Consider the following 26646-nt stretch of genomic DNA (forward strand, 5'->3'; position numbering starts at 1 on the left):
GCCCACCCATCAGAACCGCCGGCGATCCGAGACGAGGACCTGCTGGAGGGCTTCGAACTCCTCGACGCACTTGCCGGCGCCGAAGGCAACACTGGAGAGAGGGTCCTCGGCCACGTGGACCGGCATGCCGGTCTCGTGCCGGAGTCGCTCGTCGAGCCCCCGGAGCAGCGCTCCCCCACCCGTGAGCACGATGCCGCGGTCCATGATGTCGCCGGCCAGCTCGGGCGGGGTCTGGTCCAGCGTGGACCGGACGGCGTCGACGATGTTGTGCAGTGGCTCCTCGAGCGCCTGGCGGACCTCGGCGCTCGAGATGACCACCGTGCGCGGCAGCCCGGAGACCATGTCCCGCCCGCGAATCTCCGCCTCCGGCTCGGTAGGGAGGGGGAAGGCCGAACCGAGGGTCATCTTCATCTCCTCGGCAGTGCGCTCCCCCAACATCAGGGAATACTCCTTCTTCATCCAGGCGATGATCGCCTGGTCGAGGTCGTCGCCGGCCGTGCGCACGCTCATGCTGGTGACGATCCCGCCGAGGCTGATCACCGCGACCTCGGTGGTGCCCCCACCGACATCGACGATCATGTTGCCGGTGGCCTCGTGGACCGGCAGCCCCGCACCGATGGCAGCCGCCATCGGCTCCTCGACGATGTAGACCCGGCGGGCACCCGCCTGGTAGCCGGCTTCCTTGACGGCTCGCTGCTCGACGGCCGTGATCCCGCTGGGCACGCAGATGACCATGCGGGGCTTGGCGAAGTAGCGACGCCGGTGCACCTGCTGGATGAAGTATCGCAACATCTGCTCGGTCGCCTCGAAGTCGGCGATCACGCCGTCCTTGAGCGGCCGGATGGCGGTGATGTTGTCGGGCGTACGACCGATCATCCGCTTCGCTTCGTAGCCGACGGCCAGGACCTCGCCGGTGGTGGTGTTCATCGCGACCACGGACGGCTCGTCGAGCACGATGCCCTTGCCGCGGACATAGACCAGCGTGTTGGCGGTGCCGAGGTCCACAGCCATGTCCCGGCCGATGAAGCTAGTAGCCATGCGCGCTGCCTCGCAGGAGTTGCGTGTGTACGGGGAAGGCGGGCGCCGCACAGGTCGGACCCATGGCTCAGGGTAGGTAGCGCGCGCGCCTGTTCCCGGCAGGACACGCCCTGCCCTGGGCGCCCAACTCCCGCTACGTTGCTTTCATGGCTGACATCAACGAGCTCATCTCGACCCTGCCCATCGACCAGATCGCCGCTCGGCTGGGTGAGGACCCGGACGCCGTACGCCGCGCAGTGGACGTCGCCCTGCCTGCGCTGCTCGGCGGCCTCGAGGCCAACGCCCAGGACCCGGGTGGTGAGGCATCGCTGGCCGAGGCCGTCGGACAGCACGACAACGACGTCGCGACCCCGCCCGTCGACGTCAACGACGTCGACGTGGCCGAGGGCCAGAAGATCGCCGCCCACATCTTCGGCGCCAACCAGGACCAGGTCGTCAACCAGCTCGGTTCCACCGGCGTCAGCAGCAGCCTCGTCTCGAAACTGATCCCGATCCTCGCCCCGATCGTGCTCAGCTATCTCGCCAAGCAGGTCGGCGGCAGGAGCGGAGCAGCCGGCGGCGGAGTGCTCGGCTCGATCCTGTCCAGCATCCTCGGTGGCGCAGCCTCGGGAGCCGGGACGCCGTCATCGGCGGGCACCAGTGCCGGTTCGATCCTGACCGACCTGCTCGGCGGGTTGCTGGGCGGTGGCCGCAAGGCCTGAACTGTCTGTAACGCCGGGTTACACGCTGTGACCCCCCTGATGTTTCAGGGTGGGTAGAGCAACTAACCCGGCGCTACAGCGATGCGTCGGCTCAGAACTCGCAGGTCGCAGGCCCGCTGTCGAGCACGGCGGCCCGGTCGAGGCGCAGCAGTCGCGGCACGAGCGCGCCGCCAGGGTCGCGGTACGGCGACGCGCTGGCCTCGCTCACCACCCAGATCGAGTCCCGGGTGACCACGAGGTCCTCCGCGCCGGGCACGAAGTCGCGCGGCCGGCCGGCCGGATGGAGCAGCCCGCAGGAGATCCGGGACGCGACGTGCCACGGCACGCCGGTAGGAGTGAACGCCAACCCCTGCAGGCGCGGCGGGACCCGGGTCGCCTTCGCCATGGCGACCTGACCGGAGCCGGCCGAGGACTCGACGAGGTCGGTGACGCCGACGGCAAGCACGGATGCCTCGGGATACCACCTCGCCTTCCCCGGTCCCAGTGGGCGGTAGCCGGCGATCACGAGCTGACCGTCGTGCGCGGCGATCGTCGAGCCGCGCACCTCGTCGGCGAGCTCCCAGACGCGACGGACCTGGTCGGACCTGCCGATCCGGTCAGGGTCGAGCAGCCACAGCCGCCCGGTCTGGATGACCCAGAGGCCGGCATCCGTGAGGGCGGCCCCACCGCCGTGCCGACAGAGCTGGCTGCCGTCACCGGCGTCAAGCGCGCCGGTGAAGGCGCTCGTCCGACCCGAGCCCAGGTCGACGACCGCCACCTGGCAGAGCCGATGACCCACGGCACCCGCCCGGTGTCCGACGACGTACGCCGTCCGAGCGTCGAGCTCGAGACCCTGCGGGACGAAGTCATCCGCGAGGTCGAGCCACCAGGCATCGCACACTGCGTCCGCGACCGGATGGTCCCGCAGGCCTCCATTGGGCTTCCCCGGCTCGGGTCCACGCACGTCGGCGTAGTCCACCGCGTCGCAACCGATCCCGACCACCCGCTCGGAGCGGGACCCGGGATCAGACTCAGGGGCCGCCGTGCAGGCTCCGAGCGCCAGCAGCAGCGCCAGCAGCAGCGCCAGCGCGTGGAGCCGGGGGCGGATCACAGACGGGGAAACCAGATGCCGATCTCGCGGGCGGCGGACTCGGGTGCGTCCGAGCCGTGGACGAGGTTCTGCTGGACCTTCGCGCCCCAGTCGCGGCCGAGGTCGCCCCGGATGGTCCCGGGAAGGGCGACCGTGGGGTCGGTGGCGCCCGCGAGCGCGCGGAAGCCCTCGATGCAGCGCTCGCCCTCGAGCACCATGGCCACCACGGGACCAGAGAGCATGAACTCGACGAGCGGCTCGTAGAACGGCTTGCCCTCGTGCTCGGCGTAGTGCTCCGCCAGCTGCTCGGGCGTCGCCTCGCGCATCTCGAGGGCGACCACCCGGTAGCCCTTGGCCTCGATGCGGCGGATCACTTCGCCGGTGAGGCCGCGGCGGACGCCGTCGGGCTTGACGAGGACGAGGGAACGCTGGGCTGCCGGCTCTGTCATGCGAGCAGGGTAGCGACCCGGGCGAGCACGTCGTCGGGGGCCGGGCCCGTCGCCTCCGGAGCTGCCACCGGCTGCCCGGCCGTGCGGCGCAGCGGGATGTGGCCGCCCCAGACGCCTGCTGCCACGTCGTCCACGTCGTCCACCGGCCCGCCGGCGCGCTCCTTCATCGAGGCCTCGTACAGCGGCACCGCGACCACAGTGGTGGCGGCCAGTTCCTTGCGCGTGCTGGCCCGCAGGGTCGCCGATCGGCCGGGGATCATGTGGTCGACGATGAGGTCCAGCGCCCGTTGGCGCTCCAGGGGGTCATCCACCAGGCGAGCCGCGCCGATGATGACGGCCGACCGGTAGTTCATCGAGTGGTGGAACGCCGACCGTGCTGCCACCAGTCCGTCCAGCTCGGTGATGCTCACGCACACCGTCGCCGCCGGCGCGGCGCGCAGCCAGGCCGCGGCGACCGAGCCGTGGAGGTAGAGCGACCCGTCCTCGTCCGGCCCGTCGGGGTCGACGGCGAATGCCGTCGGCAGGACGACCGGGTGCTCGCCCATGACCACGCCGACATGTGCGATCAGCGCGTCGTCCAGGAGCGCCATCAGGCGCCCTCGGTCAGCGACGGCGCGGTCCCGGCCGCGGCCGATCCTCGTGCGCTCGGTGGGCTCCAGAGTGGGAGTCGTGTTCATGGCTCCATCGTGGTGTGATGGTGGCCCAGGCGCACGGGCCAATTCGCCGACACTTCGACAGGCCACTTCCATGCTCCCGCTGACCCTCGACCGCTCCGACCCCCGATCGCTGAGTGTCCAGCTCGCCGATCAGGTACGCCGACTGGTGCTCGCCGGCACGCTGGCTCCCGGCACCCGGCTGCCCAGCACGCGCCGGCTCGCGACGGACCTGGGCATCTCGCGCGCGGTGGCCGAGCAGGCCTGGGACCAGCTGCGCGCCGAAGGCTGGCTCGAGGCTCGGCAGGGCTCGGGCAGCTGGGTGAGCTCAGGGGTCGGGGCTCGCACGGCACCGCCGCGAGCGCGGGCTTCGGCTCGCACGGCGCCACCGCTCATCGACCTGGACGCCGGCACCCCGTGGATCGACGCCCGGCATGCCGCCGCCTGGCGTCGCGCGTGGCGGGAGGTCTCCTCGGCCACGCCGCCGCGGGGATACGACGACCCGCGGGGGATCCCGGAGCTGCGCGCACTGCTGGCGGCCCGGCTCGGCACGACCCGCGGCCTGGTCGTCGACCCGGACGACGTGCACGTCACGGCCGGCACCACCGCCGGGCTGCGGCACGTGCTCGCTGTCCTGCCGTCGCGACCTGTCGTCGTCGAGGACCCCGGCTATCGAGCAGCAGCACTCACCGTGCTGGAGAGCGGACGCGAGGTGCGCGACCATCCCGCTCTCGCGGCCGTCCACGACCTGTCGGGCTGCGCTGCGGCATACGTCACACCGGCTCACCAGCATCCGCTCGGCCGCGTGATGCCGGCCGAGGACCGGCTCACCCTGCTGGCCACCGCACGACGCGACGGCGCGGTGGTGATCGAGGACGACTACGACTCCGAGTTCCGCTACGACGTGGCGCCCGTGCCCGCCCTGGCCTCGCTCGACCCCGATGTCGTCGCCTACCTCGGCACCGCGTCGAAGTCGGTGCTGCCCTCGCTGAGGCTGGGCTGGATGGTGCCGCCGCCCGCGCTGCGCGCGCAGATCGAACGGCGCCGGGCGATCACCCACGACGCGACTGCCTGGCCGGTGCAGCGGGCCTTCGTCGCCCTGGTGCGCGACGGCTATCTCGACGCCGTCGTCCGCAGCGCGCGACGGGTCTACGCCGAACGCGCCGTGCGCGTCGTGGCTGCACTGTCGCCGTACGCCGACCTCGCGGGCCCGGTGGCAGGGATGTATTCCACCTGGCTGCTCCCCCACGGGCGCGCCGTCCGGGCACGCGACGCTGCCGAAGCCGCGGGGTTCCGGGTCAACCTGCTGTCGGACTACTGCCGCAGCGCCCACCTGACGGGACTGGTCGTCGGGTTCGGGGGCCCCACGGACGAGGAGCTCGAGCGGGCGTGCAGGGTGCTGGCCCAGTCGTTGGAGCAGTCGTTGGAGCAGTCGCTGGTCGAGTGACTCAGGCGTTCTCGGCTCGGTACGCCGCCCACGCGGCCGCCTTCTCGCGCTCGATCTTGCGCCCGAGGAAATCAGCGGCCGTCCACAGCAGCGCGAAGATCGCGCCCAGCAGGAACATCATCGGGATCACGAACCCGAGACCGACCGCGGCGACCTGGACGGCGTAGCCGAGGGCGTAGGCCCATGGTGCTCGCAGCATGCCCGCCAGCAGCAGGCACAGGACGGCCAGTCCGAGACCGACCATCAGCGCGGTGCCCACGGCAACACCGGCGATCGTGATCATCACCGGCGTGGTGAGACCCAGGGTGATGGCCTCGAGGCACAGCACCGCCGCACACATGCCCCGACGGGGCGACCGTTCGGTGTTGTGGCCAGGACCGTCAGGCACGCTCATCGGCGTCCCTTGAGCATCGCGCGCGCCTCGCCGACCGTCACGACCGACCCGGTGACCAGCACTGCACCGGAACCGAGGCCGTAGCCGCCGTCGTCCCCGGACTCCGCCATCGTGGCCGCGCTGTCGATCGCGCTGGCGAGGTCGGGCACGACACTGACGCGGTCCTCCCCGAAGATCTCGGTCGCCGCGCGGCCGAGGGCCGCAGCGGACATCGAGCGCGGCGTGGAGTTCTGCGTGCACACGACGTGGGAGAGGTGCGGCTCGAGGGCAGCCAGCACGCCGTCGGCGTCCTTGTCGCCCATCATGCCCATCACGCCGACCAGCGGGGAGAAGCTGAAGGAGTCCTCCAGCGCCTCCGCGACGGCTGCCGCTCCGTGCGGGTTGTGCGCCGCATCCAGCACGATGGTGGGGCTGCGGCGGATGATCTCGAGGCGACCTGGGCTGGTGACCTCGGCGAAGGCGGCGCGGACGAGCTCGGCGTCGAGCGTCGCCTCCCCCACGAACGCCTCCACCGCGGCGAGTGCCACGGCGGCGTTCTGGGCCTGGTGTGCGCCGTACAACGGCAGGAAGACCTCGTCGTAGCGGCCGCGGAGTCCCTGCAGGATCAGCATCTGGCCGCCGACCGCGGGCACCCGGTGTTCCACGCCGAAGTCGACGCCCTCCCGGACGACGGTGGCACCCACCTCTGCGGCGCGCTCGAGGAGGAGCGCCAGCACGTCAGGCTGCTGCTCGGCCAGGACCGCCATCGAGCCGGGCTTCAGGATGCCGGCCTTCTCAGAGGCGATGCTCAGGGGCGACTCGCCGAGATATTGCGCGTGGTCCACGGCGATGGGCAGCAGGACTGCGACATCGGCGTCCGCCACGTTGGTGGCGTCCCAAGCGCCTCCCATGCCGACCTCCACGACAGCGACGTCGACCGGCGCATCGGCGAACGCGGCGTAGGCCATCCCCACGACGGTCTCGAAGAACGACAGCGGGTGGTCCTGGTCCGCGTCGACGAGGTGGGTGTATGCCGCAACGTCGTTGAACGCCCGGACGAAGTCGTCGTCACTGAGCGGCTCGCCGTCGATGCTGATCCGCTCGCTCATCTTCTCCAGGTGCGGAGAGCTGAAGCGGCCGGTGCGCAGGTCCAGCGCGCGCAGCAACGTCTCGACGATGCGGCTGGTGGAGGTCTTGCCGTTGGTGCCGGTCAGGTGGATGACCGGGAAGGAGCTCTGCGGCTCACCGAGCAGCTCGGTGAAGGCGCGGATGCGGTCGAGGCTGGGCTCGAGCCTGGTCTCCGGCCAGCGGGACAGCAGGGCGTCCTCGGCTTCGGCGAAGGTCTGGGCCGGGCGGGCGTCTGCGGCGTCGTCACTCATCTCGAGTGGAGTCTAGGGCGTGGCCTTGTGTGGTCGTGCCTCCTCAGCAGCGGTCTCAGCAGCGGACGATCTTGCGCCAGGGCTTGACCACCTCGAGCGCCCGGCCGTCGAGCGGGTGCTCGCGGAACTGGTCGAGGGCGTCGGCCCACCGGGGGTCGGCGGTGCCGGTGACATACATGGCCGATCCCTGGTCGGCGTAGATCAGCCCGTAGCGCTTCATCGCCACCACGATGGCGCGGGCGGCACCGGTGTAGCGCGAGGTCGGGAAGGACTTCTTCAACCGGAAGCGCAGGCCGTAGGCCGGCAGGTCGCGGGCGGTGTTGCCCGAGGGTCCGCAGTGCCGGGCGGGCCAGGTGTAGGCGTGACGCGCCGAGGGCAGCGTGAACCGCAGCGCGTGCGTGATCGCGCCCGAGGCCGCCTCCTCGTAGTCCAGCAGCCCGGGCAGGATCGGCAACCCCGCGGCGTCGGCGGAGGTCCAGCCAGCCGGACGCAACCGGTTGGACGACAGGTCCCAGCGGGCAGCAGAGGCCGCGCGCCACCCGACCACGGTGCCGTTGCTGTCGCGGACGCGCTCGGCGGCGTACAGCTCGATCAGGTCGCACGTCCCGCGGCGTACGGCGATGACATGCCGGTCGCCCTCGTCGGGGTCCGGGTCCGCGGAGCTCCCGCCCTCGATGGCGGCGTCGGCCGGCACGAACACCGGACCCCGGTCGCTCTCGTCGCCGTAGTCCTCGCCGTCCACCCCGAACGACAACGGCAGCAGCGGCTGGTCCTCGTCGACGACGTTGACCGGGATCCCGTAGTACTCCTCGGTGGTGCCGAGGTCGAGGTGCAGGTCGGCGCCGGCAGCCTGCTTGCCCACGATCGCCTGCGACCACTTCCAGACCGGTCGACGGTCGATGCGCCGGTTCCAGGGGTTGTCAGCGGGGAACAGCTCACACCCGCCCACGGTGTGGACGGACGCACGCGCGACGCGCTCCTCGGGCGGCGCGGCAGCCGGCGCCGAGGACAACCCCGACGCGAGCAGGCCAACGGTGGTCAGGAGCAGGATGGGACGCCGCATCGTCCGATGCTAGACCTCACCCGCCGCAGTGACGAGGTGCTCGGCCATGTCGTAGACCGGCCGATAGCCCAGGTCTGCATAGATCTTGTTGGACGTGGGGTTGGCCTGGTCGGTGAACAGGCACACCCGGTGTCCCGCCGCCAGGCCACGTCGGGTCAGCTCGCCCACGACGTGGGAGGCGATGCCCCGCCCGCGGTGCTCCTTCGGCGTGAACACCGGACCGATCCGGCTGACGCCGAAGGCCGGTAGCCCAGCCCCTGTCAGGTGCACGACCTCGCCGTCAGGGCACTCCCACAACCACTCGATCCCCTCCCGGATGCTGACCAGGACGCTGTCGAGGCTGTTGTGCTCGCCGGCGTCCGGGTCCGGTTCACGTCCGGCCTGCTCGTCGGCCTCGCTGTGGAACGCCCTGAACCACGCGAGCACCAGCTCGGCGTCGGCCTCGGTGGCCTGTCGCAGTCTGCCCTCGGGGGCCGACGGCACCTCGACGCTGATGGCCTCCCACAGCCGCGTGTGCTTATCGACCACCACCGCCCCGCCCCACAGCCGAGCGGTCTCCTCGGCCAACGTGCGCGAGCCCGGCAGTGCGCCGTTCGCGCCCCCGAGGAACTCCCCCCGCTCGTGCAGCGCTGCTGCCAGGGCGGCGGCGGCCTCGTCGGCCATCGCCACACTGAAGGTCGGGTACGGCGTGAATGGGGCGGTCCGCATCGCGGCGCTGACGACCTCTCCCGCCTCGTCGCGGACGGCCACCCACCAGCGCTCGAAGGGCGCTCCCACCTCGTCCCAGGAATCCTCTCCTCGCGCCACCTCGCGCGCGGTCCGCTCGGTGACGCTCGCGATGACGCTGCCGAGCACCGGGTCGGCGGCCAGCAACGGAGCAGCCGCCTGGAGGAAGCGAGCGGGGTCGGTGCAGAACTCGAGGCGCATCCCGCAACGCTAGTGGCGGGCCCCCCTGGGGGTCACTCGTTTTCTCGCCTCCAGACGCCGCTCATAGACTGCGCGCATGACTGCCACCACCCCCGAGCCCGAGTCCACGACGACGTCCGCACGCCGCGACGTCGTCGTACCGGACAAGGCCGTGCTCGAAGGGCTCGAAGCCACGTGGTCCGAGCGCTGGAAGAACGACGGGACCTACACGTTCGACCGGTCCTCCGCACGCGAGGACGTCTACTCGATCGACACCCCGCCGCCGACGGTGAGCGGCAGCCTGCACGTCGGACACGTCTTCTCCTACACCCACCCCGACCTGATCGCGCGCTACCAGCGGATGACCGGCAAGAGTGTCTTCTACCCGATGGGCTGGGACGACAACGGCCTGCCGACCGAGCGCCGGGTGCAGAACTACTTCGGCGTCCGGTGCGACCCGTCGCTGCCGTACGACGCCGACTTCACCCCGCCGGAGAAGCCGGATGCGAAGAAGCAGGTCCCGATCAGCCGCCCCAACTTCATCGAGTTGTGCGAACAGCTCGTCGAGGAGGACGAACAGGTCTTCGAGTCGCTGTGGCGCACGCTCGGCCTCAGCGTCGACTGGGCGGAGAACTACACCACGATCGGACCGAAGGCCCAGAAGGTCAGCCAGACCGCGTTCCTGCGCAACTACGCGCGCGGCGAGGCCTACCTCCAGGAGGCACCGACCCTGTGGGACGTCACCTTCCAGACCGCCGTCGCGCAGGCGGAGCTGGAGGCGCGTGAATACCCGGGCGCCTACCACCGGATCTCGTTCCACTCGGCGTCCGGGCCGCTGTTCATCGAGACGACCCGACCGGAGCTGATCCCGAGTGTCGTGGCCCTGATCGCCCACCCCGACGACGAGCGCTACCAGTCGCTGTTCGGCACGACCGCCACCAGCCCGGTCTTCGGCGTCGAGATCCCGGTCGTCGCCCACCCGGCCGCCGAGATGGACAAGGGGTCCGGCCTGGTCATGTGCTGCACGTTCGGTGACCTCACCGACGTGATGTGGTGGCGCGAGCTCAACCTTCCCGTCCGCACGCTGATCGGTCGCGACGGCCGGATGCTCCGCGAGACGCCCGAGTGGCTCTCGGGCGAGCGCGCCGCTGCGGCGTACGAAGAGCTCAAGGGCAAGACGACGTTCAGTGCCCGCGAGGCCGTGGTGGCGGCGCTGCGCGAGTCGGGCGACCTCGACGGTGAGCCGAAGCCGACCCAGCGGATGGCGAACTTCTACGAGAAGGGCGACAAGCCGCTCGAGATCGTCGCCACGCGTCAGTGGTACATCCGCAACGGCGGCCGCGAGGCCGACGTGCGCGCCGAGATGCTCGAGCGCGCGGACGAGGTCATCTGGATCCCGGCCCACATGAAGCACCGCTACGACAACTGGGTCGGCGGTCTCAACGGCGACTGGCTCGTCTCGCGTCAGCGGTTCTTCGGGATCGCCTTCCCGGTCTGGTATCCCCTGGACGACGCCGGGGAGCCCGACTACGACCACCCCCTGCTCCCCCGCGAGGACGCGTTGCCCGTCGACCCGTCGACGCAGGCTCCTGAGGGCTTCGAGGAGTCGCAGCGGGGCAAGCCCGGCGGGTTCGTGGGCGACCCCGACGTGATGGACACCTGGGCGACCTCGTCGCTGAGCCCTCAGATCGCCGGCGGCTGGTTGGACGACGAGGACCTGTTCGGGCGGGTCTTCCCCTACGACCTGTGCACCCATGCGCACGACATCATCCGGACCTGGCTCTTCAGCCGCGTCGTCCGGGCGCACTTCGAGCAGCATGCCGCTCCGTGGACGCACGCGATGATCTCCGGCTTCATCGTCGACCCCGACCGCAAGAAGATGTCAAAGTCCAAGGGCAACGTGGTCGTGCCGACCGAGATCCTCGAGAAGTACGGCGCCGACGCGGTCCGCTGGCGGGCCGCCCTAGGTCGCCCCGGGGCGGACTCACCCTTCGACGAGTCGCAGATGAAGGTCGGCCGTCGCCTGGCGATGAAGGTCCTCAACGCCTCGAAGTTCGTCCTCGGCAACGTCGGGGCGTCCTCGCTCGACCACTTCGCCGTCAGCTCGCCGATCGACTGCGCGCTGCTCGGGCGGCTCGAGGTCGTGGTGCGAAGGGCCACGGAGGCGTTCGAGGCCTACGACTACACGACCGCACTCGAGGTGACCGAGAAGTTCTTCTGGGAGTTCTGCGACGACTACCTCGAGCTGGTCAAGGAACGGGCGTACGACGAGGACGGCGGCCTGGCCACGGAATCGGCCCGGGCTGCCCTTGCCATCGCCCTGCACGTCCAGCTCCGGCTGCTCGCACCCTTCATGCCCTACGTCACCGAAGAGGTGTGGTCGTGGTGGCAGGAGGGCTCGATCCACCGCGCCTCCTGGCCGACCTCGGCCGACCTGGGCGCGGCGGCAGCCGCCGACCCGTCCGCGATCTCGGCCGTAGCCACCGCGCTCATGGGGGTCCGCGGCGCCAAGTCCAAGGCCAAGGTGTCGATGAAGGCGGAGCTCTCCCGCGTGGAGATCAGCGGCCCACCTGCCCTGCTCGCCGGCGTCGAGGCGGCGGCCGACGACCTGCGTCGCGCCGGCAAGATCACCGGCGACCTGGTCTTCACTCCCGATGCCAACGCCCAGGAGATCTCGGTGTCAGCTGAGCTCGCCGAGGTTGCGGCTCCCGCGACCTCCTGAGGTCGGGGTCTCACGACCTGATCGTCGGACGTATCGCCATACGTCCGACGAGGTGGCTGCGGTCACGACCTGACCGTCGGACGTCCCGAGGACCGTCGCACGTGCGACAAGGTGGCTGTGCTGACGACTCCAGCGTCGGACGTCCCGCAGGACGAGCTGATCAGCCGATCGTCAGGCCGACTTCTTCTTCTTCGACTCCGACTCGTGCGGCACCAGCGTCGGCGCGACGTCGTTGTCGACGACATCGCGGGTGATGATCACCTTGGCGATGTCGTCGCGCGAGGGCACCTCGTACATGACGTGGAGCAGCACTTCTTCGATGATCGCCCGCAGACCGCGCGCGCCGGTGCCGCGTTCGAGGGCCCGGTCGGCGATGGAGGTGATGGCGTCCTCGGTGAACTCGAGCTCGACGCCGTCGAGGTCGAAGAGCTTCTGGTACTGCTTCACCAGGGCGTTGCGGGGCTCGGTCAGGATCTGGACGAGCGCTTCGTTGTCGAGCTTGGTGACGCTGGCGATCAGCGGCAGGCGGCCGATGAACTCAGGAATCAGACCGAACTTCGTGAGGTCCTCGGGTCGCACCAGCGCCATCAGGTCGTCGGCCTCGCGTTCGGCCTCGCCGCGCACGTCAGCGGTGAAGCCAAGCGTCTTCTTGCCCACCCGCTGCTCGACGATCCCTTCGAGGCCGGCGAATGCGCCGCCCACGATGAAGAGGATGTTGGTGGTGTCGATCTGGATGAACTCCTGGTGCGGGTGCTTGCGCCCGCCCTGCGGGGGGACCGACGCCGTGGTGCCTTCAAGCATCTTCAGCAGCGCCTGCTGGACACCCTCACCCGAGACGTCGCGGGTGATCGACGGGTTTTCGGCCTTGCGCGCCACCTTGTCGATCTCGTCGATGTAGATGATCCCGGTCTCGGCCTTCTTGACGTCGTAGTCAGCGGCCTGGATGAGCTTGAGCAGGATGTTCTCGACGTCCTCGCCGACATAGCCCGCCTCGGTCAGCGCCGTGGCATCCGCGATCGCGAACGGCACGTTGAGCATCCGGGCCAGGGTCTGCGCGAGATAGGTCTTGCCGCACCCGGTCGGCCCGATGACCAGGATGTTGGACTTCGCGACCTCGACGACCTCGTCCTTGGAGTGCTTGCCGTTGACAGGTTGGAGCCCTGCCTGGATGCGCTTGTAGTGGTTGTAGACGGCCACCGCGAGCGCCTTCTTGGCGTGCTCCTGCCCGATGACGTAGGCGTTGAGGAACTCGAAGATCTCCCGCGGCTTGGGCAGCTCGTCCAGGCTGACCTCGCCACCATCGGCGAGCTCCTCCTCGATGATCTCGTTGCACAGCTCGATGCACTCATCGCAGATGTAGACGTTGGGGCCAGCGATGAGCTTCTTGACCTGCTTTTGGCTCTTCCCGCAGAAGTTGCACTTCAGCAGGTCGCCACCGTCACCGATTCGAGCCACGGGTGTTTCCTCCGGTCCTGCCGGGTCGGACTCCCGGCCTTGCAAACTCCTCGACGGTACCCCGTGCTGCACCGCTGGGGGGTGCAGACACGAAAGCCGGTCGCTGGCTCTTCGTCATCTGTGCGGGTCGCGCGCTCAGGTGAGCGCCGGCACGCCCTTGCGGGACTCGAGCACGGCGTCGATGAGGCCGTATTCGACGGCGCCTTCGGCGGTCAGGATCTTGTCGCGCTCGATGTCGCGGCTGACCTGCTCGATGTCCTTGCCGCTGTGGTCGGAGATCATCTTCTCGAGCAGCTCGCGCATGCGGAGGATCTCGTTGGCCTGGATCTCGATGTCGGAGGTCTGCCCGAAGGTGCCCTCGGTGTACGGCTGGTGGATCAGGATCCGGCTGTTGGGCAGCGCCAACCGCTTGCCGGGGGTGCCGGCGGCCAACAGGATCGCCGCGGCAGAGGCGGCTTGGCCCAGGCACACGGTCTGCACGTCGGGCTTGATGAAGCGCATCGTGTCGTAGATGGCGGTGAGCGCCGTGAACGAGCCACCGGGCGAGTTGATGTAGATGCTGATGTCCTGGTCGGGGTTCATCGACTCCAAGCACAACAGCTGCGCCATCACGGCGTTGGCGACGTCGTCGCTGATCGGCGTGCCGAGGAAGATGATGCGGTCCTCGAACAGCTTGCCGTAGGGGTCGATGCGACGGAAGCCGTAGGACGTCCGCTCTTCCCACTGGGGAATGTAGTAGTTCACGTCTCAGTCCTTGTCTGACGAGTTGGCGCGGGCGGGTCGGCCTTCATCGGCGGCCTCACGGGCGTTGGTGACCACACGATCGACCAAGCCGTATTCCACTGCCTGCTCGGCGGTGAACCAGCGGTCGCGGTCTGCGTCGGCGACGACCTGCTCGACCGACTGGCCGGTGTGCTGGGCGATCAGGTCGAGCAGCACCTTCTTGATGTGCAGCGACTGCTGGGCCTGGATCTTGATGTCGGAGGCGGAACCACCCATGCCGGACGACGGCTGGTGCATCATGATCCGCGCGTGCGGCAGGGCGTAGCGCTTGCCCTTGGTGCCCGCGCACAGCAGGAACTGACCCATCGAGGCGGCCAAGCCCATGCCGACCGTGGCGACGTCGTTGGGGATGTAGTTCATGGTGTCGTAGATCGCCATGCCGGCGTCAACGGAGCCACCGGGACTGTTGATGTGGAGGAAGATGTCGGTCTCCGGGTCCTCCGCCGAGAGCAGCAGGAGCTGCGCACAGATCGCGTTGGCGTTCTGGTCGCGCACCTCGGAGCCGAGGAAGATGATCCGCTCGCGGAGCAGCCGCTGGTAGATGTGGTCGTCGAGGCCGTAGCCGGCGGGCCCACCATTCATCTCGGGCGGGGCAGCCATGCCGTAGTGGGCTGGATTGGAGTTCTGGTTCACGCAAGCGACACTAGCCCGAAGCGCCGACACTTCCACGCGATAGGCACCCCTGTTCGCCCACAGCGCACAGCGCCGTGTCGACTGGCCCACACCGGGCTCAGCCCAGCCACTTCCGCAGCGCGGCCGCCACGCCGTCGTCGTTGAGCAGGTCGAAGTGGTGCCCGCGCAGGTGGAGGACCTCACCGTCGGGGAACAGGTTGCGCCCCCGGCGATCGCGACCGTAGGCAGACGACTGGCGGACGAGGACGTCGCCGAAGAACGCACCCACGGGGTGTCGTGGCGAGGCGGTCAGCGTCGCTGAGACGAGTCGGTAGCGCGCATGCGGCAACGGTGCGAAGTCCTCGTCGAGCCCGAGGATCAGGTCTTCCACCCCTGCGGCCCGCTGGTCCAGGATGCGCCCGAACCCTGCCAGCTCCGGCAGCCTTCCCAGCAGCTCGCTGCCTCGCTTGACCCCGCCCGCGAGGGGAGCTCCCAGGTGAGGGGTGCCGAGGGTGACGACGTCACTGACCCGATCGCGCCACGTCCACTCGCCGTTCACCGCGGTGGCGGCTCGGATGACCAACCCACCCATCGAGTGACCGATCAGCGCCACGCGGCTGACGTCCGTCGGCCAGCTCGCGACGAGGGCCTCCAGGACGGCGGCCAGGGCTGCTCCGTTGGTCCGCACCGGCAGCCCGGTGTTGGTCCGGAGCATGACCGGCGTCCAACCCAGCTCGGCCAGCTCTTCGGCGTACGTCGTGCCCCGTTGCGCCCGCCCTCGGCGCCAGTACGCGTCGTTCTCGCACAATCCGTGCAGGAAGACTGCGATCTGCCCGCCCGCCGTGGGGTACGCCGCAGCGAGCCCGTCGCGCGTCAGCGGCACGTCCCTGTCGTCGACCCGGGGCGCCATGGTGATCGCCAGGCGCGGTCGCTCCCGCTCCAGCCGGTCGCCGATCAGGCCGTTGACCGTCGAGCGGACGGCGCGGGATCGGTGTCCGGTCTCCATCACGGGGCCGGCGCCGGTCCGCGCGACCATGTCGAGACCAGCGGTGAGCCCCCGCACCGAGAGGCCCACACCTCGATAGAGCGACCCGGCGAGGACACGGTGGCCGCGCCCGACCATGGCGCTGGACCTGCCCAGCGGACGGTCGAGAACGCCGTGGGCCCGGTCCACCCAAGCCAGGTGCGTGTCCCGCGCAGTGTCGACGAGCACCTCGTCGGCCACCTGGGCCAGCAGCGCCAGGGCGTCGAGGAGACCGGGCTCCTGGCGGCTGGGCGTGCGGGTGGACATGCGCGCAGCGTATCGGCGCGGTGGACACGTGTTCACCTGCCACGCGTGTGGTCTACTCACCTCATGCTGCGGGTGACGTTGCGGGGGGCTGGTCTTCCTACGGCAACATTGGGGACCGGTGAGACGCTGCTGTTCGGGCGTTCGCCGCACCACGCCCTGCCCGAGGATGACCCCGACGAGGCCCTGCGGGTCACGGCGCTGGCACTCCCCCGCTGCGCTCCGCACGTGTCGAGGCTGCTGGGCGAGCTCGAGATCGGCGAGGAGATCGCCCGGCTGCGCTGGCACGGCGCCGGGGAGACCCAGGTGTCCAGCCTCTTCGACGCCCCGGGCGGAGCACGACGCGTGACCCTGGTCGAAGGCATGTCGCTGCTGCTCGACGAGGGAGAGAACGCGATGATCGTCATGCGCGGGCGCCAGACGGCTCGCGACGCCTTCGAGGACCTCTCCATCGTCGTGGACGTCGCCACCTCCACGCCGACACCGGCCGAGCGCGTCCGGCCTGAGGTGGACGAGGACCTCGACGCGACGGCGACAGCGCCCTCGCCGGGCCTGCTGCCGCACTCGCGTGAGTGGTACGCCGCGCTCGCGCTCGCCGAGCCATGGTTGACCGGCACCGACGACTATCCGCGACCACCCTCCAACCGCGAGATCTATGAGCGGGTGCTCCACTGGCACGGCTACGCCTGGAACCTCGAGCGTGCCCAGCGGGTCGACGACGCCATCCGGGCCATCTCGTCGCTGGCGTTCAGCGCCAAGGACGACCCGTTCCGGGCCGGCGCCGGCCGCGCCCAGAACGTCCGGTTCGCCGTCGGACGACGCACCGCGGAGGTCCGACTGGTGACTGCGGAGGACCTCGACGCCGTCGAAAGGGCCGCTGCGAAGCGGAACCTTCCACCCCCCTCGCCCTAGCCCCTGCGCCCCTCAGTGCCTAGCGTCCGCCGGAGACCACCTTCGCGAGGCCCTCTCGCGGACCGGAAGAGGAGGACGCCATGGCTCAGCAAGTACAAGGAATGGACACCGAAGAGGGACGTCGCGTCGCGCGCGACATGAACGAGGGCTCCGCCCAGATCGGCGACGTGATCGGCAGCGCCAACGCGATCGCCTCGCGCATCAACAGCATGTGGCCCGGACAGGACGGGTCGCGCTTCGGCGAGGACGTCGCCCAGTTCGTCAGCAACGCCCAGAACGCCGCCCAGTCACTGTCCGACCAGGCCCAACAGCTCGTCGTACACGCGGACCGGCAGGACCAGGCCAGCGCCTGACCCCAGCGGCGCCCCAGCCGCGAGCCACCCACCCGTTGACCGCCGGACCTCCGGCGGTCTTCGGCATTTTCCGAACCCGGTTGCCGGGTCTGGAGGGGCTGACAACCCGGAACCTTCCACCCCCTCAGGCCTCGACCAGAGCCGCAACAGATGGCTGACTTCACCACCAGACGCCGGCTCGACCGGACACCGAGCTCGATCGAGTCAGACCAGAACCGAAGGGGAACCGCGATGGCCTTCATGGGAGCAGACACCGACGCACTCCGCGAAGCAGGCGAGGAGTGCCAGGAGGGCAAGGAGAAGACCGACCAGGTCATCCAGTACCTCCGGATGCTGATCATGGCGCTGCGCGCCGCGTCGTTCTTCACGGGTGGCGCAAGCGCGGCCTACGCCGACTACCTCGAAGGCACGGTGGTCCCGTGGCTCGAGCGCATCTCGCAAGCACTCGGCCTGATGGCCAAGGTGCTGATGCAGAACGCGCAGGACCAGGACGACGTCAGCAACAGCGGAAGTGAGGTCACCGGGGCGCCGCGTGCGGCGATCTCCTACTCCACTCCCGGGGGCTCGATGCCCGCACAGCGGATCGGGGTGTGGGAGGGCAGTCTCGTCCCCGCCCTCGCCCCCGGCGCCACCTCCGACACGGGCTCGGGCTTCGCCGCCATGGGCAACCTGCCCGCCTCGGCCACGTCCCCTGGCATCGCCTCCATGGGCAACCTGCCCGCCTCGGCCACGTCCCCTGGCGTGTTCGCACCTTCGGGCGCCGTCGGGTCCGGCTCGTTCGGAAGTGGTTCGGGCAGCCAGGAGTCCTGGGCGACCCGCGACCACGTCGGCAGCCTGGACACCCTGAGCCAGTCGACGTTGGGCGGATCCTCGGCCGGCGGGATCGGCTCGTGGGACGGCACCTCGGCCAGCAGCTCGCCCGACTTCGCGACCACCGGCGGCACCAGCGGCATCGGCGGCATCGGCGGCATCGGCGGACAGACACCTGGAGTCGGCGGGGGCGCTGGGGGAATCGGCAGCTCTGCCGGGGGCGCTCCCGCGGACATCGGCGGCGGCTCGAGCGGCCTCGGGTCGTCCTCGATCGGCGGCGGGTCGCCTCTCGGCTCCCCCGACGCAGGGGGTGACGAGTCGGGCACCGGCCTGTCGTCGTACAGCAACGGCAACCTCGCCGGGATCGGCGGCAGCACTCCCGACAGCGGTGCCAGCGGAGACGCGGCGCTGGGTGCGCCGACCGCGGACGGGACCGTTCGCGAGGGGAGCGGGTCGTACGGCGCAGTCGCCGGTGTGGCCGGTGGCGCAGCCGCTCTCGGGCTCGGCGGCGCTGCACTGGCCGGGCGCAGCGGCGCGGCCACTGACAAGCGCATCGAGGAGCTCGGCACCCAGAACGGTCGCGGCAGCCGCGGCGCCGGCGTGAGCGAGCTGCAGCGTCGCCTGACCGAGGCCGGCTACGACACCAAGGGCACGGACGGCGCTTGGGGCCGCAACACGCAGGCGGCGTACGACGCCTATCGCAACGACCACCCGATGGCGATCCGGCCCGGCAGCGGCTACACGTCCCCCGACGGCTTCGACTACACCAAGATCGCGCACGTGCAGGGCAACAGGCACGTGACTCCGGAGTTCCTCCGCGGCGTCGAGGGCGTGGCGCAACGGCTCGGGACCAAGCCCGAGCACCTGCTCACTGCGATGTCCTACGAGTCCGGGTTCGATCCGCGCGCCGACAACCCCAAGAGCAGCGCCTTTGGCCTCATCCAATTCATGGACGACACCCGAGCAGGCCTCGGTGTCACCCAGGAGCAGCTGTCCCGGATGACCGCGACCGAGCAGCTCCCCTACGTCGAGAAGTACTTCGAGCACCACCGCGGAAAGCTCGGCAGCCTCGAGGCGGTCTACACAAGCATCTTGGCGGGACGCCCCGCGGCGCCCGACGACGTGCTCTTCCGGGAGGGCTCGAACGCCTACCGCGACAACAGCCAGCTCGACATCAACAAGGACGGTCGACTGACCGCCGCCGAGGCGACCACGGTCGTCCGCCGCAATCTCCGCAACTGATCGGGTCGCGGGCAGCTTCACCACGCACCACCCACCACCGCAACACCACCACCCACCAATGAGCACCACCACACAGAAGGAGACATCAGATGGCTATCAAGGGAATGGACGTCGAGGGCGGCACCCAGGCGGCGCAGGCCTTCGCTCGCGGAGCCCAGGAGATCGAGCAGTTCGGTGCGCAGTACACCCAGGTCATGAACGGCTGGGAGTGGACCGGCGCCGATGCCGAGCGAATTCGTCAGACGTGGGAGGACCAGCACATGAACAACCTCCGCCAGGTCTCCCAGGCGCTCGAGGGCTTCTCCCAGCTGATCAACCAGCAGGCCCAGGAGCAGGAGCAGGTCTCCAGCTGATCGCGCCCTGCGGGGCCGCCCGGCGTCAGCCCGGCGGCCCCGCAAGCCCGCTTCCCCATGTACCTCTGAGTCCCATCAGCTCCACCGACGAGAGCGAGGCACGATGCCCACCTGGACCCTGTCCGTGCGCAGTGCCCCCGAGAGCGGCCTGCCCTCGGTCGACGTGGAGGTCCACGCTCGACCGGAGGCGACGGTCGCCGACCTGGCCCGGGCCCTGGGCCAGCACCTCGCCCCCGACCAGCGCCGGCTCGACGTGGTCCCCCTGGACGGGACGCACCCGTGGCCCGCGAAGCGACCGCTCTCCGAGTGCGGACTCCGCACCGGCGACCTGATCGACGTCATCAGCGCCCCGCACGCCTGGCGCGACCGGCCGGCGCAGACCACCAAGCCGCGCGCCGTGCTGCACGTCACCGAGGGTCCGGACCGCGGACAGCGGCTCAACGTCCGCGGCTCCTCGGTCAGCCTCGGTCGCGGGGCCCACTGCACCATGCGGTTCACCGACTCCCTGGTCTCCCAGCAGCACGCCCGCATCGAGCTCGGTGCCCGACCCACGGTGTACGACGAGGGGTCGGCCAACGGCACCACCGTCGGCGACCTCCGCGTCACCTCGCCCCGCGAGGTCGACTGGGGCACCGCCATCCGGCTCGGCCGCAGCACCGTCGTCATCGAGCCCGGCGAGGTGGCCAGCACCGACCCGGTGGTCTCGGTCTTCCGGCCGCCCCGCTTCGGCAACCCCCTCGCCGAGGAGACCCTGGACGTCCCGTCCCCACCGGAGAAGCGTCGTCCCTCGCCCCTCCCATGGGCGATGTTCGCCCTGCCGGTGGTGATGGGGCTGGCGATGTTCATGCGCAGCCAGACGCCCTACGCGCTCGTGTACATGCTGGCCTGGCCGCTCGTCGGCTACTTCGGCTGGCGACAGCAGCGCAAGCAGGCCGAGAAGGAGTTCCTCGAGGAGCTCCAGGAGTGGCGCGAGGACGTCGATGCGCTGATCACCACCATCGACGACCAGGCCGTCCTCCAGCGTCAACGGTTCCACGACGACTACGCCGACGCCGAGACCCTGCGCAGCCGGGCCGCCGGCCGCGACCGCTACCTGTGGGCACGGCGTGAGGACCGCGACGCCTTCCTGGTGACGCGCCTGGGCATCGGCACCGTGCCGGCGTTGCTCCGCGGCGAGGTCAAGGACGGCGGTGACAGGCAGGCCCGCCGGGAGGTCGCGGCCGAGCTCGCGGGGCGCGACCGACTCGAGGACATGCCCGTGCTCGCCGACCTGGCACAGCACTCCCTGGTCGCCATCACCGGCGAGCCGGACGACGTGGACGCCCTGGTCAGGGCCATGCTCCTGCGGCTGGCGTTCGACCACTCGCCCACCGACCTGTCGGTGGCCGGCTGCCTCGGGCGCGTCCGCAGCGGCCACGAGGCCTGGCTGCGCTGGCTCCCGCACGCCGCTGCTCGCGAGGGGGGCGAGCCGCCGGTGGCCGTCGGAGTGCAGGCCGGCAGCGCGCTGCTCGACCACATCCTCGGCGAGGACGGCCAGCGGGCCCACACCATCTGCCTCGTGGACGAGGAGGCCGGACTCAGCCGGCGCACCGTCGAGGCGATCGCCGCCTCCGCGACGGATCGACAGCTCCACCTGGTCTGGCTCGGCCGATCGGCGGCCGAGGTGCCCGCTGCCACCACGCTGTTGATCGACCTGTCGACGAGTCCCGGCGGCACCGTCAACCTCAGCGACCGACGCGGCGTCGCGACCATCGACCTCGCCGACCGAGTCACTCTCGAGCACGCCTGGCGCACGGCCCGGCTGATGACGGCCTACGTCGACGAGGCAGCTGTGCTCCCCGCCAGCACCGCCATCCCCGCACACGTCCGCCTCTCCGACGTCAGCCCCGACTTCAGCGACCTCGACGACGCCGACGCTGTGATCCGCCGGTGGTCCCAGTCCACCGGGCTCCGTGCCCAGATCGGCGCCGGTGTCGACGGGGTGGTCACCCTCGACCTGCGCGAGGACGGCCCCCACGGCCTCGTCGCCGGCACCACCGGCTCCGGCAAGAGCGAGCTGTTGCAGTCGTTGATCTGCTCGCTGGCGCTCAACAACCCGCCGTCGCGGATCAACTTCCTCCTCGTCGACTATAAGGGTGGGGCGGCCTTCCGCGAGTGCGGCGACCTGCCGCACACCGTCGGCTACATCACCGACCTCACGCCCGCGCTCGTCAGCCGGGCGCTCACCTCCCTGAGCGCGGAGATCGCTGCGCGCGAGCACCTGCTCGGGGAGTACGGCGTCAAGGACCTCGTCCAGCTCGAGCGGGAGCGCCCCGACGCCGCTCCGCCCAGCCTGCTGATCTGCGTCGACGAGTTCGCCGCCCTCACCGCCGAGGTGCCCGAGTTCGTCGACGGCATGGTCAACATCGCCCAGCGTGGCCGCTCCCTGGGCATGCACGTGATGCTGGCGACCCAGCGCCCTGCTGGAGTGGTGACCGGCAACATCCGCGCCAACGCCGACCTGCGGATCGCGCTGCGGGTGTCGTCGCGCGACGACTCGCAGGACGTGATCGAGGCGCCGGACGCGGCGCACATCTCCCGGCGGACTCCCGGCCGGGCCTGGATCCGTCGCACGGGGCACGGCACCGCCGAGCTCGTCCAGTCCGCGTGGACCGGAGCCCGGCAGCCGCTCGCCGGCAGCGAGGTGGCGGTCGAGGTGTCCGCGTTCACCGCCGCCGGTCGGGAGCCCGACCTCGATCAGGTCGCTGCCCGCCTCAACCCGCGCACCGACCTCGAGCGGTGCGTCACCACCATCACCACCGCGTTCCAGCGCAGTGGCCTGTCCGCGCCGGCACAGCCCTGGCTCCCGCCGCTGCCCGCGGAGCTCCTGCTCGATGAGACCGACCTGGCCGAGCAAGCGGCAGAGCACACCTCCGGCCACGTCATCATCGGCCGGATCGACGAGCCGGCTGCCCAGCGTCAGCCCGCGTTGGCCATCGACTTCGCCAGCGTGGGGCACCTGCTGGTCTACGGCGCGTCCGGCTCGGGCAAGACCGAGCTGCTGCGCACCGCGCTGATCGCGGCGTCGGTGTCCGACGCCTCGTGCCCGGGCAGCGTTGCGCCGTACGTCTATGGACTGGACTTCGCCGGCGGCGGCCTCACCGCGATCGCCGGTCTGCCGACGGTCGAGGCGATCGTGCCGGAGTCGCACACCGGCCGGGTGTTGCGCCTGATCAGGCTGCTCCGACGCACCATGCGCGAGCGCACCCAGACCTTGGCTTCCCGGGGGTGCTCCGACCTCGCCGACCTGTCGCGCACGGGCATCTCCCTCCCCCGCGTCTACGTCGCCATCGACAATCTCCCTGCCCTGGTCGAGTCGCTGGAGAGCGCGGGCGGCGTGGCCCGCGAGCACATCGAGCACCTGCAGTCCGTGCTGCAGAACGGGCGTCGGGTCGGGGTGCACGTCATCGCGACCGTCCCCGGCCGCGGCGGTGTGCCCAGCTCGCTGTCGGCCTCGTTCGGTCAGCGGATCGTGATGCGGATGACGACAGCGGACGACTACCTGATGCTCGGCGTCCCGGGAAACGTCCTCGACTCCGACACCCCGGCCGGTGCCGGCTTGTTCGGCAAGCGAAGCATCCAGGTCGCCACGACCGGCGGAGCCGGCACCCCTGCGCAGGCCGAGCGGGTCGCGGCGATCGGGGAGCTGCTTGGACCGGTGGTCGGGGACCGCGTCCGAGCGCCCGTCCCGGCCATGCCCACGCGGCTCGACCAGGCGCTCCTGCCAGCCCCCGTCGGCACCCGGATCGCCCTCGGTGTCGATGCGGACGCCGTGTCGATCGTCGAGGCAGACCTCCTGGCCGGCCCCATCCTGATCGCTGGCCGTGGCAGGTCCGGACGCACAAGCGCACTGGACGCCGTCGAGCTGTTGCTGAGCAGGGCCGACGAGGCGGTCCATGTCATCCGCGAGGCCGGCGCCGTGGCCACCATGGAGCGCCTCGAGGAGTGGTTGAGGACCGAAGCGGAAGGTTCCGGATCGTGCTCCCTGGTCATGGTGGACGACGCCCAGGTCTGGGACACTGAAGCCGGAGTCGACGCGGACTCCCGCACCGCCAGGGACAACCTCCTGCGAGTGGTGGCCGAGCATCCGACGAGGATCGCACTCCTGGCCACCGCGGACACCACGCAGGCGAGGGTCCGGGGCAGCGTGGGCGCCCTCGTCGACGCTGTACGCCAAGGGCGGCGGGGCTTCCTCCTGCAGCCGGAGTGGAACGATGGAGAGGTTCTCGGAGTGACCGTCCCGACCAAGACCACCGAACCGCTCACCGGACCGGGTCGTGGGGTGTGGTGCGATGGCGGCAACGCCGTCGTGGCCCAGCTGGTCACGACGGACGGGCGACACCAGCAGACACAGGACGATCGGGGCGTTCGATGACGCAGGACAACACCTTCCAGGGACCGGCCGCGACCGACGGGGCGGTCAGGGGCTGGCGCGCCCGACTGGGCGCGGCCGGACTACGGCGCCGGCTCTCCCGTCGCCAGGCCACCGGCATGGCCGAGGTCTCGGTCCTGGTGGTCGCAGCCTCGCTCATCACCGGACTCTTCGTCGGCGACGGCCTCACGCGCACGGCCGTCGACATCGCCGACGGCGTCACGTGGCTGACCGACGACCCCCACGGCGACGTCATCCAGGTCAATCCCGCCACCGGCCAGCCCGAAGTTCGCCTCGAGATCGAAGGGTCCGACGGCAACGATCTCAGCCTGGGGCAGTACGACAACCAGCTCTACGTCATCGACAACACCGCCGGCGTCATGTCGGCCATCGACGTCAGCACCCTGATCCGCTCCGGCAACCGCCGTGTCTCCCCACACGGCGCCGCCGAGACGATGACCGACGGCGAGACCGTCTACCTCGTCGATCGGGGCATCGGCACGGTCTCGGCCGTCGACCCGCTCACCCGCGACGAGCTCGGCACCGTCTGGCTCGAGGACGAAGGCCTCGCCGACGCAACGATCGACGACACCGGCCTGGTCTGGTCACTCGACACCACAGGCCGCCTGACCAGCCTGCGCTGGTCCGAGACCTCCCAGCAGTTCACCACCGAGGACACCCAGCAGATCGACGACAGCGGCCCCGGCTCGGTGCTCGTCGGCCACGAAGAAGGCGTCACAGTCTTCGGACCCGACGCCGGCATCGTCTACCAGGTCGGGACCGGTCACGACGTGATTGCCAGCAGCGCCGACCTCATGGGCGAGGTTGCCGCACCCCGGCAATCCCACTCCGACCTGACCGCGGCCTCAGCGCCCGACTCCTCGACCGTGGTGATCGTGACCCAGGATCAGGTCCGCGAGGTCAACGTGGGAGGCATCGGCTGCGCCGAACCCGGCCGCCCCGAGGTGTTCCGCGACCGCATCTACGTCCCCTGCCTGGGCGAGAGCAAGGTCATCCAGCTCGATGCCGACGGCAACGCGGGTGTCGAGATCCCCACACCGGGGTCGGAAGATCCCGAGCTCGTCCTCGACGACGACAACCTCCTCATCAATGCGCAAGGCTCCGAGAACGGCGTCGTGGTCAACGCCGACGGCTCGACCAAGACCATCGTCCGCAAGAACGACGACGTGCCCACCATCACCCCGCAGACTGCGACCCAGGCCCAGCTCCCACCCACGACTCCACCCGTGCAGCCGCCCAGGATCCCGCCCACGCAGAACACCCCACAGGCGCAGCCGCCGAACACCCCGCAGAAGCCCAACCAGGACCCAGTCCTCACCCCCGACCCCGGCTCGGACAAGGGCGCGCGCGACCCGGACAAGGACAACCCCTCCAACTCCAACGGAGGCAAGAAGGGCAACGGCACGAATCCGGTAGCGACCCCGACCCCCACCGCCACCCCGACCACCGGACCTCCGACGCCGGTCCCCACCACCACGTCCACCACGGAACCGATCCCCACGTCCACCACCACACCCACCCCGGCGCCCACCCCGACACCAAGCCCCACCCCGACCCCGACACCGACCCCGACCCCGACCCCCACCCCCACACCGACACCGACACCGACCCCGACCCCGACACCGACCCCGCCTCCTGCGGCGGACCTCCAGGCACCAACGGGTGTGAGTGCCGTGGCGCTCAGCGGTGGACAGGTCCAGGTCGACTGGAACCACGCTGGTCCGGCCGCGGCCAGCTTCGAGATCTCAGCCGCGAGCGGCGGCAACCTCGGGACGTTCGACGGCTCCATCCGCCAAGGCGTCGTCACGGTGGCCGTGGGCAGCACGGTCCGGTTCGTGGTGACCGCCGTGCGCAGCGCTGAGCGACGCGCCTCCGGGTCCTCCAACGCCGTCACCCCGACGGGGCGCCCCGGCGCCCCCACAGATGTCTCTGGTTCGGTGGCCACGGCCAGCTACAACGCCGGCTCGACCACGGCCACGGTCACCTGGTCTGCGGCGCCGGACAATGGCTCGGCCATCGCTTCCTACACGGTCACCGTCACCGGCGGCAGCCCCGCGACCAGCCAGAGCACGACGGTGAGCACCACCTCTGCCAGCGTGACCATCCCGTGCGCCGACTCCCAGACCGACACCTGTGACTACGGGCAGGTGACAGCCTCGGTGGTCGCCACCAACGCGGAAGGCACGGGTCCGGCTGGCAGCGCCACCATCGGCACCTACAGCGCCGGCGCGGCCAGGATGCCGGCGGGTGGATTCCAGATGGTGACGGGCACCGACGACAGCGGCGTCTTTGAGGGGTATGGCGAGGTCGTGTTGACCTTGAATCCACCGGCGGACTGGCGCAACTTCTCCGGCACGTGCACATGGACGCACCGGGGCAACGGCAGCCGGACCGCACCTCGGACCGAGACCGGCACCATGGCGTGCTCGGACCTGTCCTTGACACTGTCCATCGACAACCCACCCGTGCTCAGGCCTCGGTCCTTCCCCCACACCGTCACGTTCCATGCGACCAATGGAGCGGGCGCCTCGGTGAGCAGCGCCGCCCACTCGTTCACCGTCTACACCGAAGGCGACGGCGGATGCCCGAAGATTTGTCCCTGACCA

General features: G+C 70.5%; 21 protein-coding genes. 9 read left to right on the forward strand and 12 right to left on the reverse strand.

Annotated features, from left to right (window positions below):
• Positions 1-9 precede the first annotated feature (9 nt).
• The gene (locus VNJ48_RS15195) at positions 10-1038 is read right to left on the reverse strand and encodes a rod shape-determining protein (protein WP_325603564.1); all 1029 of its coding nucleotides are present in this window, start codon (positions 1036-1038) and stop codon (positions 10-12) included.
• Between the two features lie 146 nt (positions 1039-1184).
• On the opposite strand from VNJ48_RS15195, the gene VNJ48_RS15200 reads away from it, so the two are divergent.
• On the forward strand, positions 1185-1739 hold the full coding sequence (locus tag VNJ48_RS15200; protein WP_325603565.1) for a DUF937 domain-containing protein: 555 nt from the start codon (positions 1185-1187) through the stop codon (positions 1737-1739).
• A gap of 91 nt (positions 1740-1830) precedes the next feature.
• Here the strand turns inward: VNJ48_RS15200 and VNJ48_RS15205 are convergent, their stop codons facing one another.
• The 3 genes from VNJ48_RS15205 to VNJ48_RS15215 are packed head-to-tail and all read right to left on the reverse strand — an operon-like array spanning position 1831 to position 3934.
• Positions 1831-2829, reverse strand: coding sequence for a hypothetical protein (locus VNJ48_RS15205; protein WP_325603567.1), 999 nt, complete (start codon positions 2827-2829; stop codon positions 1831-1833).
• Positions 2826-3257 (reverse strand): nucleoside-diphosphate kinase, encoded by a 432-nt coding sequence (gene ndk / locus VNJ48_RS15210; protein ID WP_325603568.1) that lies wholly within the window; start codon positions 3255-3257, stop codon positions 2826-2828. Before ndk ends, VNJ48_RS15205 begins: the two co-directional genes overlap by 4 nt.
• Positions 3254-3934, reverse strand: coding sequence for a pyridoxamine 5'-phosphate oxidase family protein (locus VNJ48_RS15215; protein WP_325603570.1), 681 nt, complete (start codon positions 3932-3934; stop codon positions 3254-3256). The genes ndk and VNJ48_RS15215 overlap by 4 nt, the downstream gene beginning before the upstream one ends.
• A gap of 70 nt (positions 3935-4004) precedes the next feature.
• Between VNJ48_RS15215 and VNJ48_RS15220 the strand changes: the two genes are divergently transcribed.
• The gene (locus tag VNJ48_RS15220) at positions 4005-5357 is read left to right on the forward strand and encodes a PLP-dependent aminotransferase family protein (RefSeq protein WP_325603572.1); all 1353 of its coding nucleotides are present in this window, start codon (positions 4005-4007) and stop codon (positions 5355-5357) included.
• A gap of 1 nt (position 5358) precedes the next feature.
• On the opposite strand, the gene VNJ48_RS15225 is transcribed toward VNJ48_RS15220, so the two are convergent.
• Genes VNJ48_RS15225 through VNJ48_RS15240 form a run of 4 tightly spaced genes read right to left on the reverse strand, consistent with a single transcriptional unit; the run spans position 5359 to position 9099 of the window.
• Positions 5359-5751: a DUF4233 domain-containing protein gene (locus VNJ48_RS15225; RefSeq protein WP_325603574.1), complete on the reverse strand. Its 393-nt coding sequence runs from the start codon at positions 5749-5751 to the stop codon at positions 5359-5361.
• Positions 5748-7109: a folylpolyglutamate synthase/dihydrofolate synthase family protein gene (locus VNJ48_RS15230; RefSeq protein ID WP_325603576.1), complete on the reverse strand. Its 1362-nt coding sequence runs from the start codon at positions 7107-7109 to the stop codon at positions 5748-5750. Before VNJ48_RS15230 ends, VNJ48_RS15225 begins: the two co-directional genes overlap by 4 nt.
• Before the next feature lie 55 nt (positions 7110-7164).
• The gene (locus VNJ48_RS15235) at positions 7165-8172 is read right to left on the reverse strand and encodes a hypothetical protein (protein WP_325603577.1); all 1008 of its coding nucleotides are present in this window, start codon (positions 8170-8172) and stop codon (positions 7165-7167) included.
• A 9-nt stretch (positions 8173-8181) separates the two neighbouring features.
• Positions 8182-9099, reverse strand: coding sequence for a GNAT family N-acetyltransferase (locus VNJ48_RS15240; RefSeq protein ID WP_325603579.1), 918 nt, complete (start codon positions 9097-9099; stop codon positions 8182-8184).
• Positions 9100-9175: 76 nt separating this feature from the next.
• Between VNJ48_RS15240 and valS the strand changes: the two genes are divergently transcribed.
• A complete protein-coding gene (valS, locus tag VNJ48_RS15245; RefSeq protein WP_325603581.1) occupies positions 9176-11800 on the forward strand; it encodes a valine--tRNA ligase in 2625 nt (874 codons plus the stop codon).
• A gap of 171 nt (positions 11801-11971) precedes the next feature.
• Here valS and clpX read toward each other — a convergent pair whose 3' ends face one another.
• The 4 genes from clpX to VNJ48_RS15265 form a co-directional block, all read right to left on the reverse strand.
• Entirely contained in the window at positions 11972-13255 is a 1284-nt protein-coding gene (gene clpX, locus VNJ48_RS15250) for an ATP-dependent Clp protease ATP-binding subunit ClpX (protein ID WP_325603583.1), read from the reverse strand.
• A gap of 135 nt (positions 13256-13390) precedes the next feature.
• Positions 13391-13999, reverse strand: coding sequence for an ATP-dependent Clp protease proteolytic subunit (locus VNJ48_RS15255; RefSeq protein ID WP_325603584.1), 609 nt, complete (start codon positions 13997-13999; stop codon positions 13391-13393).
• 3 nt (positions 14000-14002) lie between these two features.
• Positions 14003-14638 (reverse strand): ATP-dependent Clp protease proteolytic subunit, encoded by a 636-nt coding sequence (locus VNJ48_RS15260; RefSeq protein ID WP_325603678.1) that lies wholly within the window; start codon positions 14636-14638, stop codon positions 14003-14005.
• Positions 14639-14768: 130 nt separating this feature from the next.
• A complete protein-coding gene (locus VNJ48_RS15265; RefSeq protein WP_325603586.1) occupies positions 14769-15941 on the reverse strand; it encodes a lipase family alpha/beta hydrolase in 1173 nt (390 codons plus the stop codon).
• 63 nt (positions 15942-16004) lie between these two features.
• On the opposite strand from VNJ48_RS15265, the gene VNJ48_RS15270 reads away from it, so the two are divergent.
• The 6 genes from VNJ48_RS15270 (at position 16005) to VNJ48_RS15295 (ending at position 26643) form a co-directional block, all read left to right on the forward strand.
• On the forward strand, positions 16005-16850 hold the full coding sequence (locus tag VNJ48_RS15270) for a hypothetical protein (protein WP_325603588.1): 846 nt from the start codon (positions 16005-16007) through the stop codon (positions 16848-16850).
• 80 nt (positions 16851-16930) lie between these two features.
• Complete coding sequence (locus VNJ48_RS15275) at positions 16931-17203, forward strand: WXG100 family type VII secretion target (RefSeq protein WP_325603590.1); 273 nt, start codon at positions 16931-16933, stop codon at positions 17201-17203.
• A 150-nt stretch (positions 17204-17353) separates the two neighbouring features.
• Positions 17354-19255, forward strand: coding sequence for a peptidoglycan-binding domain-containing protein (locus VNJ48_RS15280; protein ID WP_325603592.1), 1902 nt, complete (start codon positions 17354-17356; stop codon positions 19253-19255).
• Between the two features lie 89 nt (positions 19256-19344).
• Positions 19345-19608, forward strand: coding sequence for a hypothetical protein (locus VNJ48_RS15285; protein WP_325603594.1), 264 nt, complete (start codon positions 19345-19347; stop codon positions 19606-19608).
• Positions 19609-19711: 103 nt separating this feature from the next.
• Positions 19712-24022, forward strand: a complete 4311-nt coding sequence (locus VNJ48_RS15290) for an FtsK/SpoIIIE domain-containing protein (RefSeq protein ID WP_325603596.1) — start codon at positions 19712-19714, stop codon at positions 24020-24022.
• Positions 24019-26643: a hypothetical protein gene (locus VNJ48_RS15295; RefSeq protein WP_325603597.1), complete on the forward strand. Its 2625-nt coding sequence runs from the start codon at positions 24019-24021 to the stop codon at positions 26641-26643. Before VNJ48_RS15290 ends, VNJ48_RS15295 begins: the two co-directional genes overlap by 4 nt.
• Positions 26644-26646: the final 3 nt, after the last annotated feature.

Source organism: Nocardioides sp., assembly GCF_035576065.1.
Classification (GTDB): domain Bacteria; phylum Actinomycetota; class Actinomycetes; order Propionibacteriales; family Nocardioidaceae; genus Nocardioides.

Excerpts from the sequence above, each read along its gene's own strand:
- VNJ48_RS15195 (WP_325603564.1), bottom strand. The coding sequence starts at position 1,038 with ATGGCTACTAGCTTCATCGGCCGGGACATGGCTGTGGACCTCGGCACC.
- VNJ48_RS15200 (WP_325603565.1), top strand. The coding sequence starts at position 1,185 with ATGGCTGACATCAACGAGCTCATCTCGACCCTGCCCATCGACCAGATC.
- ndk (WP_325603568.1), bottom strand. The coding sequence starts at position 3,257 with ATGACAGAGCCGGCAGCCCAGCGTTCCCTCGTCCTCGTCAAGCCCGAC.
- VNJ48_RS15215 (WP_325603570.1), bottom strand. The coding sequence starts at position 3,934 with ATGAACACGACTCCCACTCTGGAGCCCACCGAGCGCACGAGGATCGGC.
- VNJ48_RS15220 (WP_325603572.1), top strand. The coding sequence starts at position 4,005 with ATGCTCCCGCTGACCCTCGACCGCTCCGACCCCCGATCGCTGAGTGTC.
- VNJ48_RS15225 (WP_325603574.1), bottom strand. The coding sequence starts at position 5,751 with ATGAGCGTGCCTGACGGTCCTGGCCACAACACCGAACGGTCGCCCCGT.
- VNJ48_RS15230 (WP_325603576.1), bottom strand. The coding sequence starts at position 7,109 with ATGAGTGACGACGCCGCAGACGCCCGCCCGGCCCAGACCTTCGCCGAA.
- VNJ48_RS15235 (WP_325603577.1), bottom strand. The coding sequence starts at position 8,172 with ATGCGGCGTCCCATCCTGCTCCTGACCACCGTTGGCCTGCTCGCGTCG.
- VNJ48_RS15240 (WP_325603579.1), bottom strand. The coding sequence starts at position 9,099 with ATGCGCCTCGAGTTCTGCACCGACCCCGCTCGCTTCCTCCAGGCGGCT.
- valS (WP_325603581.1), top strand. The coding sequence starts at position 9,176 with ATGACTGCCACCACCCCCGAGCCCGAGTCCACGACGACGTCCGCACGC.
- VNJ48_RS15260 (WP_325603678.1), bottom strand. The coding sequence starts at position 14,638 with ATGGCTGCCCCGCCCGAGATGAATGGTGGGCCCGCCGGCTACGGCCTC.
- VNJ48_RS15265 (WP_325603586.1), bottom strand. The coding sequence starts at position 15,941 with ATGTCCACCCGCACGCCCAGCCGCCAGGAGCCCGGTCTCCTCGACGCC.
- VNJ48_RS15270 (WP_325603588.1), top strand. The coding sequence starts at position 16,005 with ATGCTGCGGGTGACGTTGCGGGGGGCTGGTCTTCCTACGGCAACATTG.
- VNJ48_RS15275 (WP_325603590.1), top strand. The coding sequence starts at position 16,931 with ATGGCTCAGCAAGTACAAGGAATGGACACCGAAGAGGGACGTCGCGTC.
- VNJ48_RS15280 (WP_325603592.1), top strand. The coding sequence starts at position 17,354 with ATGGCTGACTTCACCACCAGACGCCGGCTCGACCGGACACCGAGCTCG.
- VNJ48_RS15285 (WP_325603594.1), top strand. The coding sequence starts at position 19,345 with ATGGCTATCAAGGGAATGGACGTCGAGGGCGGCACCCAGGCGGCGCAG.
- VNJ48_RS15290 (WP_325603596.1), top strand. The coding sequence starts at position 19,712 with ATGCCCACCTGGACCCTGTCCGTGCGCAGTGCCCCCGAGAGCGGCCTG.
- VNJ48_RS15295 (WP_325603597.1), top strand. The coding sequence starts at position 24,019 with ATGACGCAGGACAACACCTTCCAGGGACCGGCCGCGACCGACGGGGCG.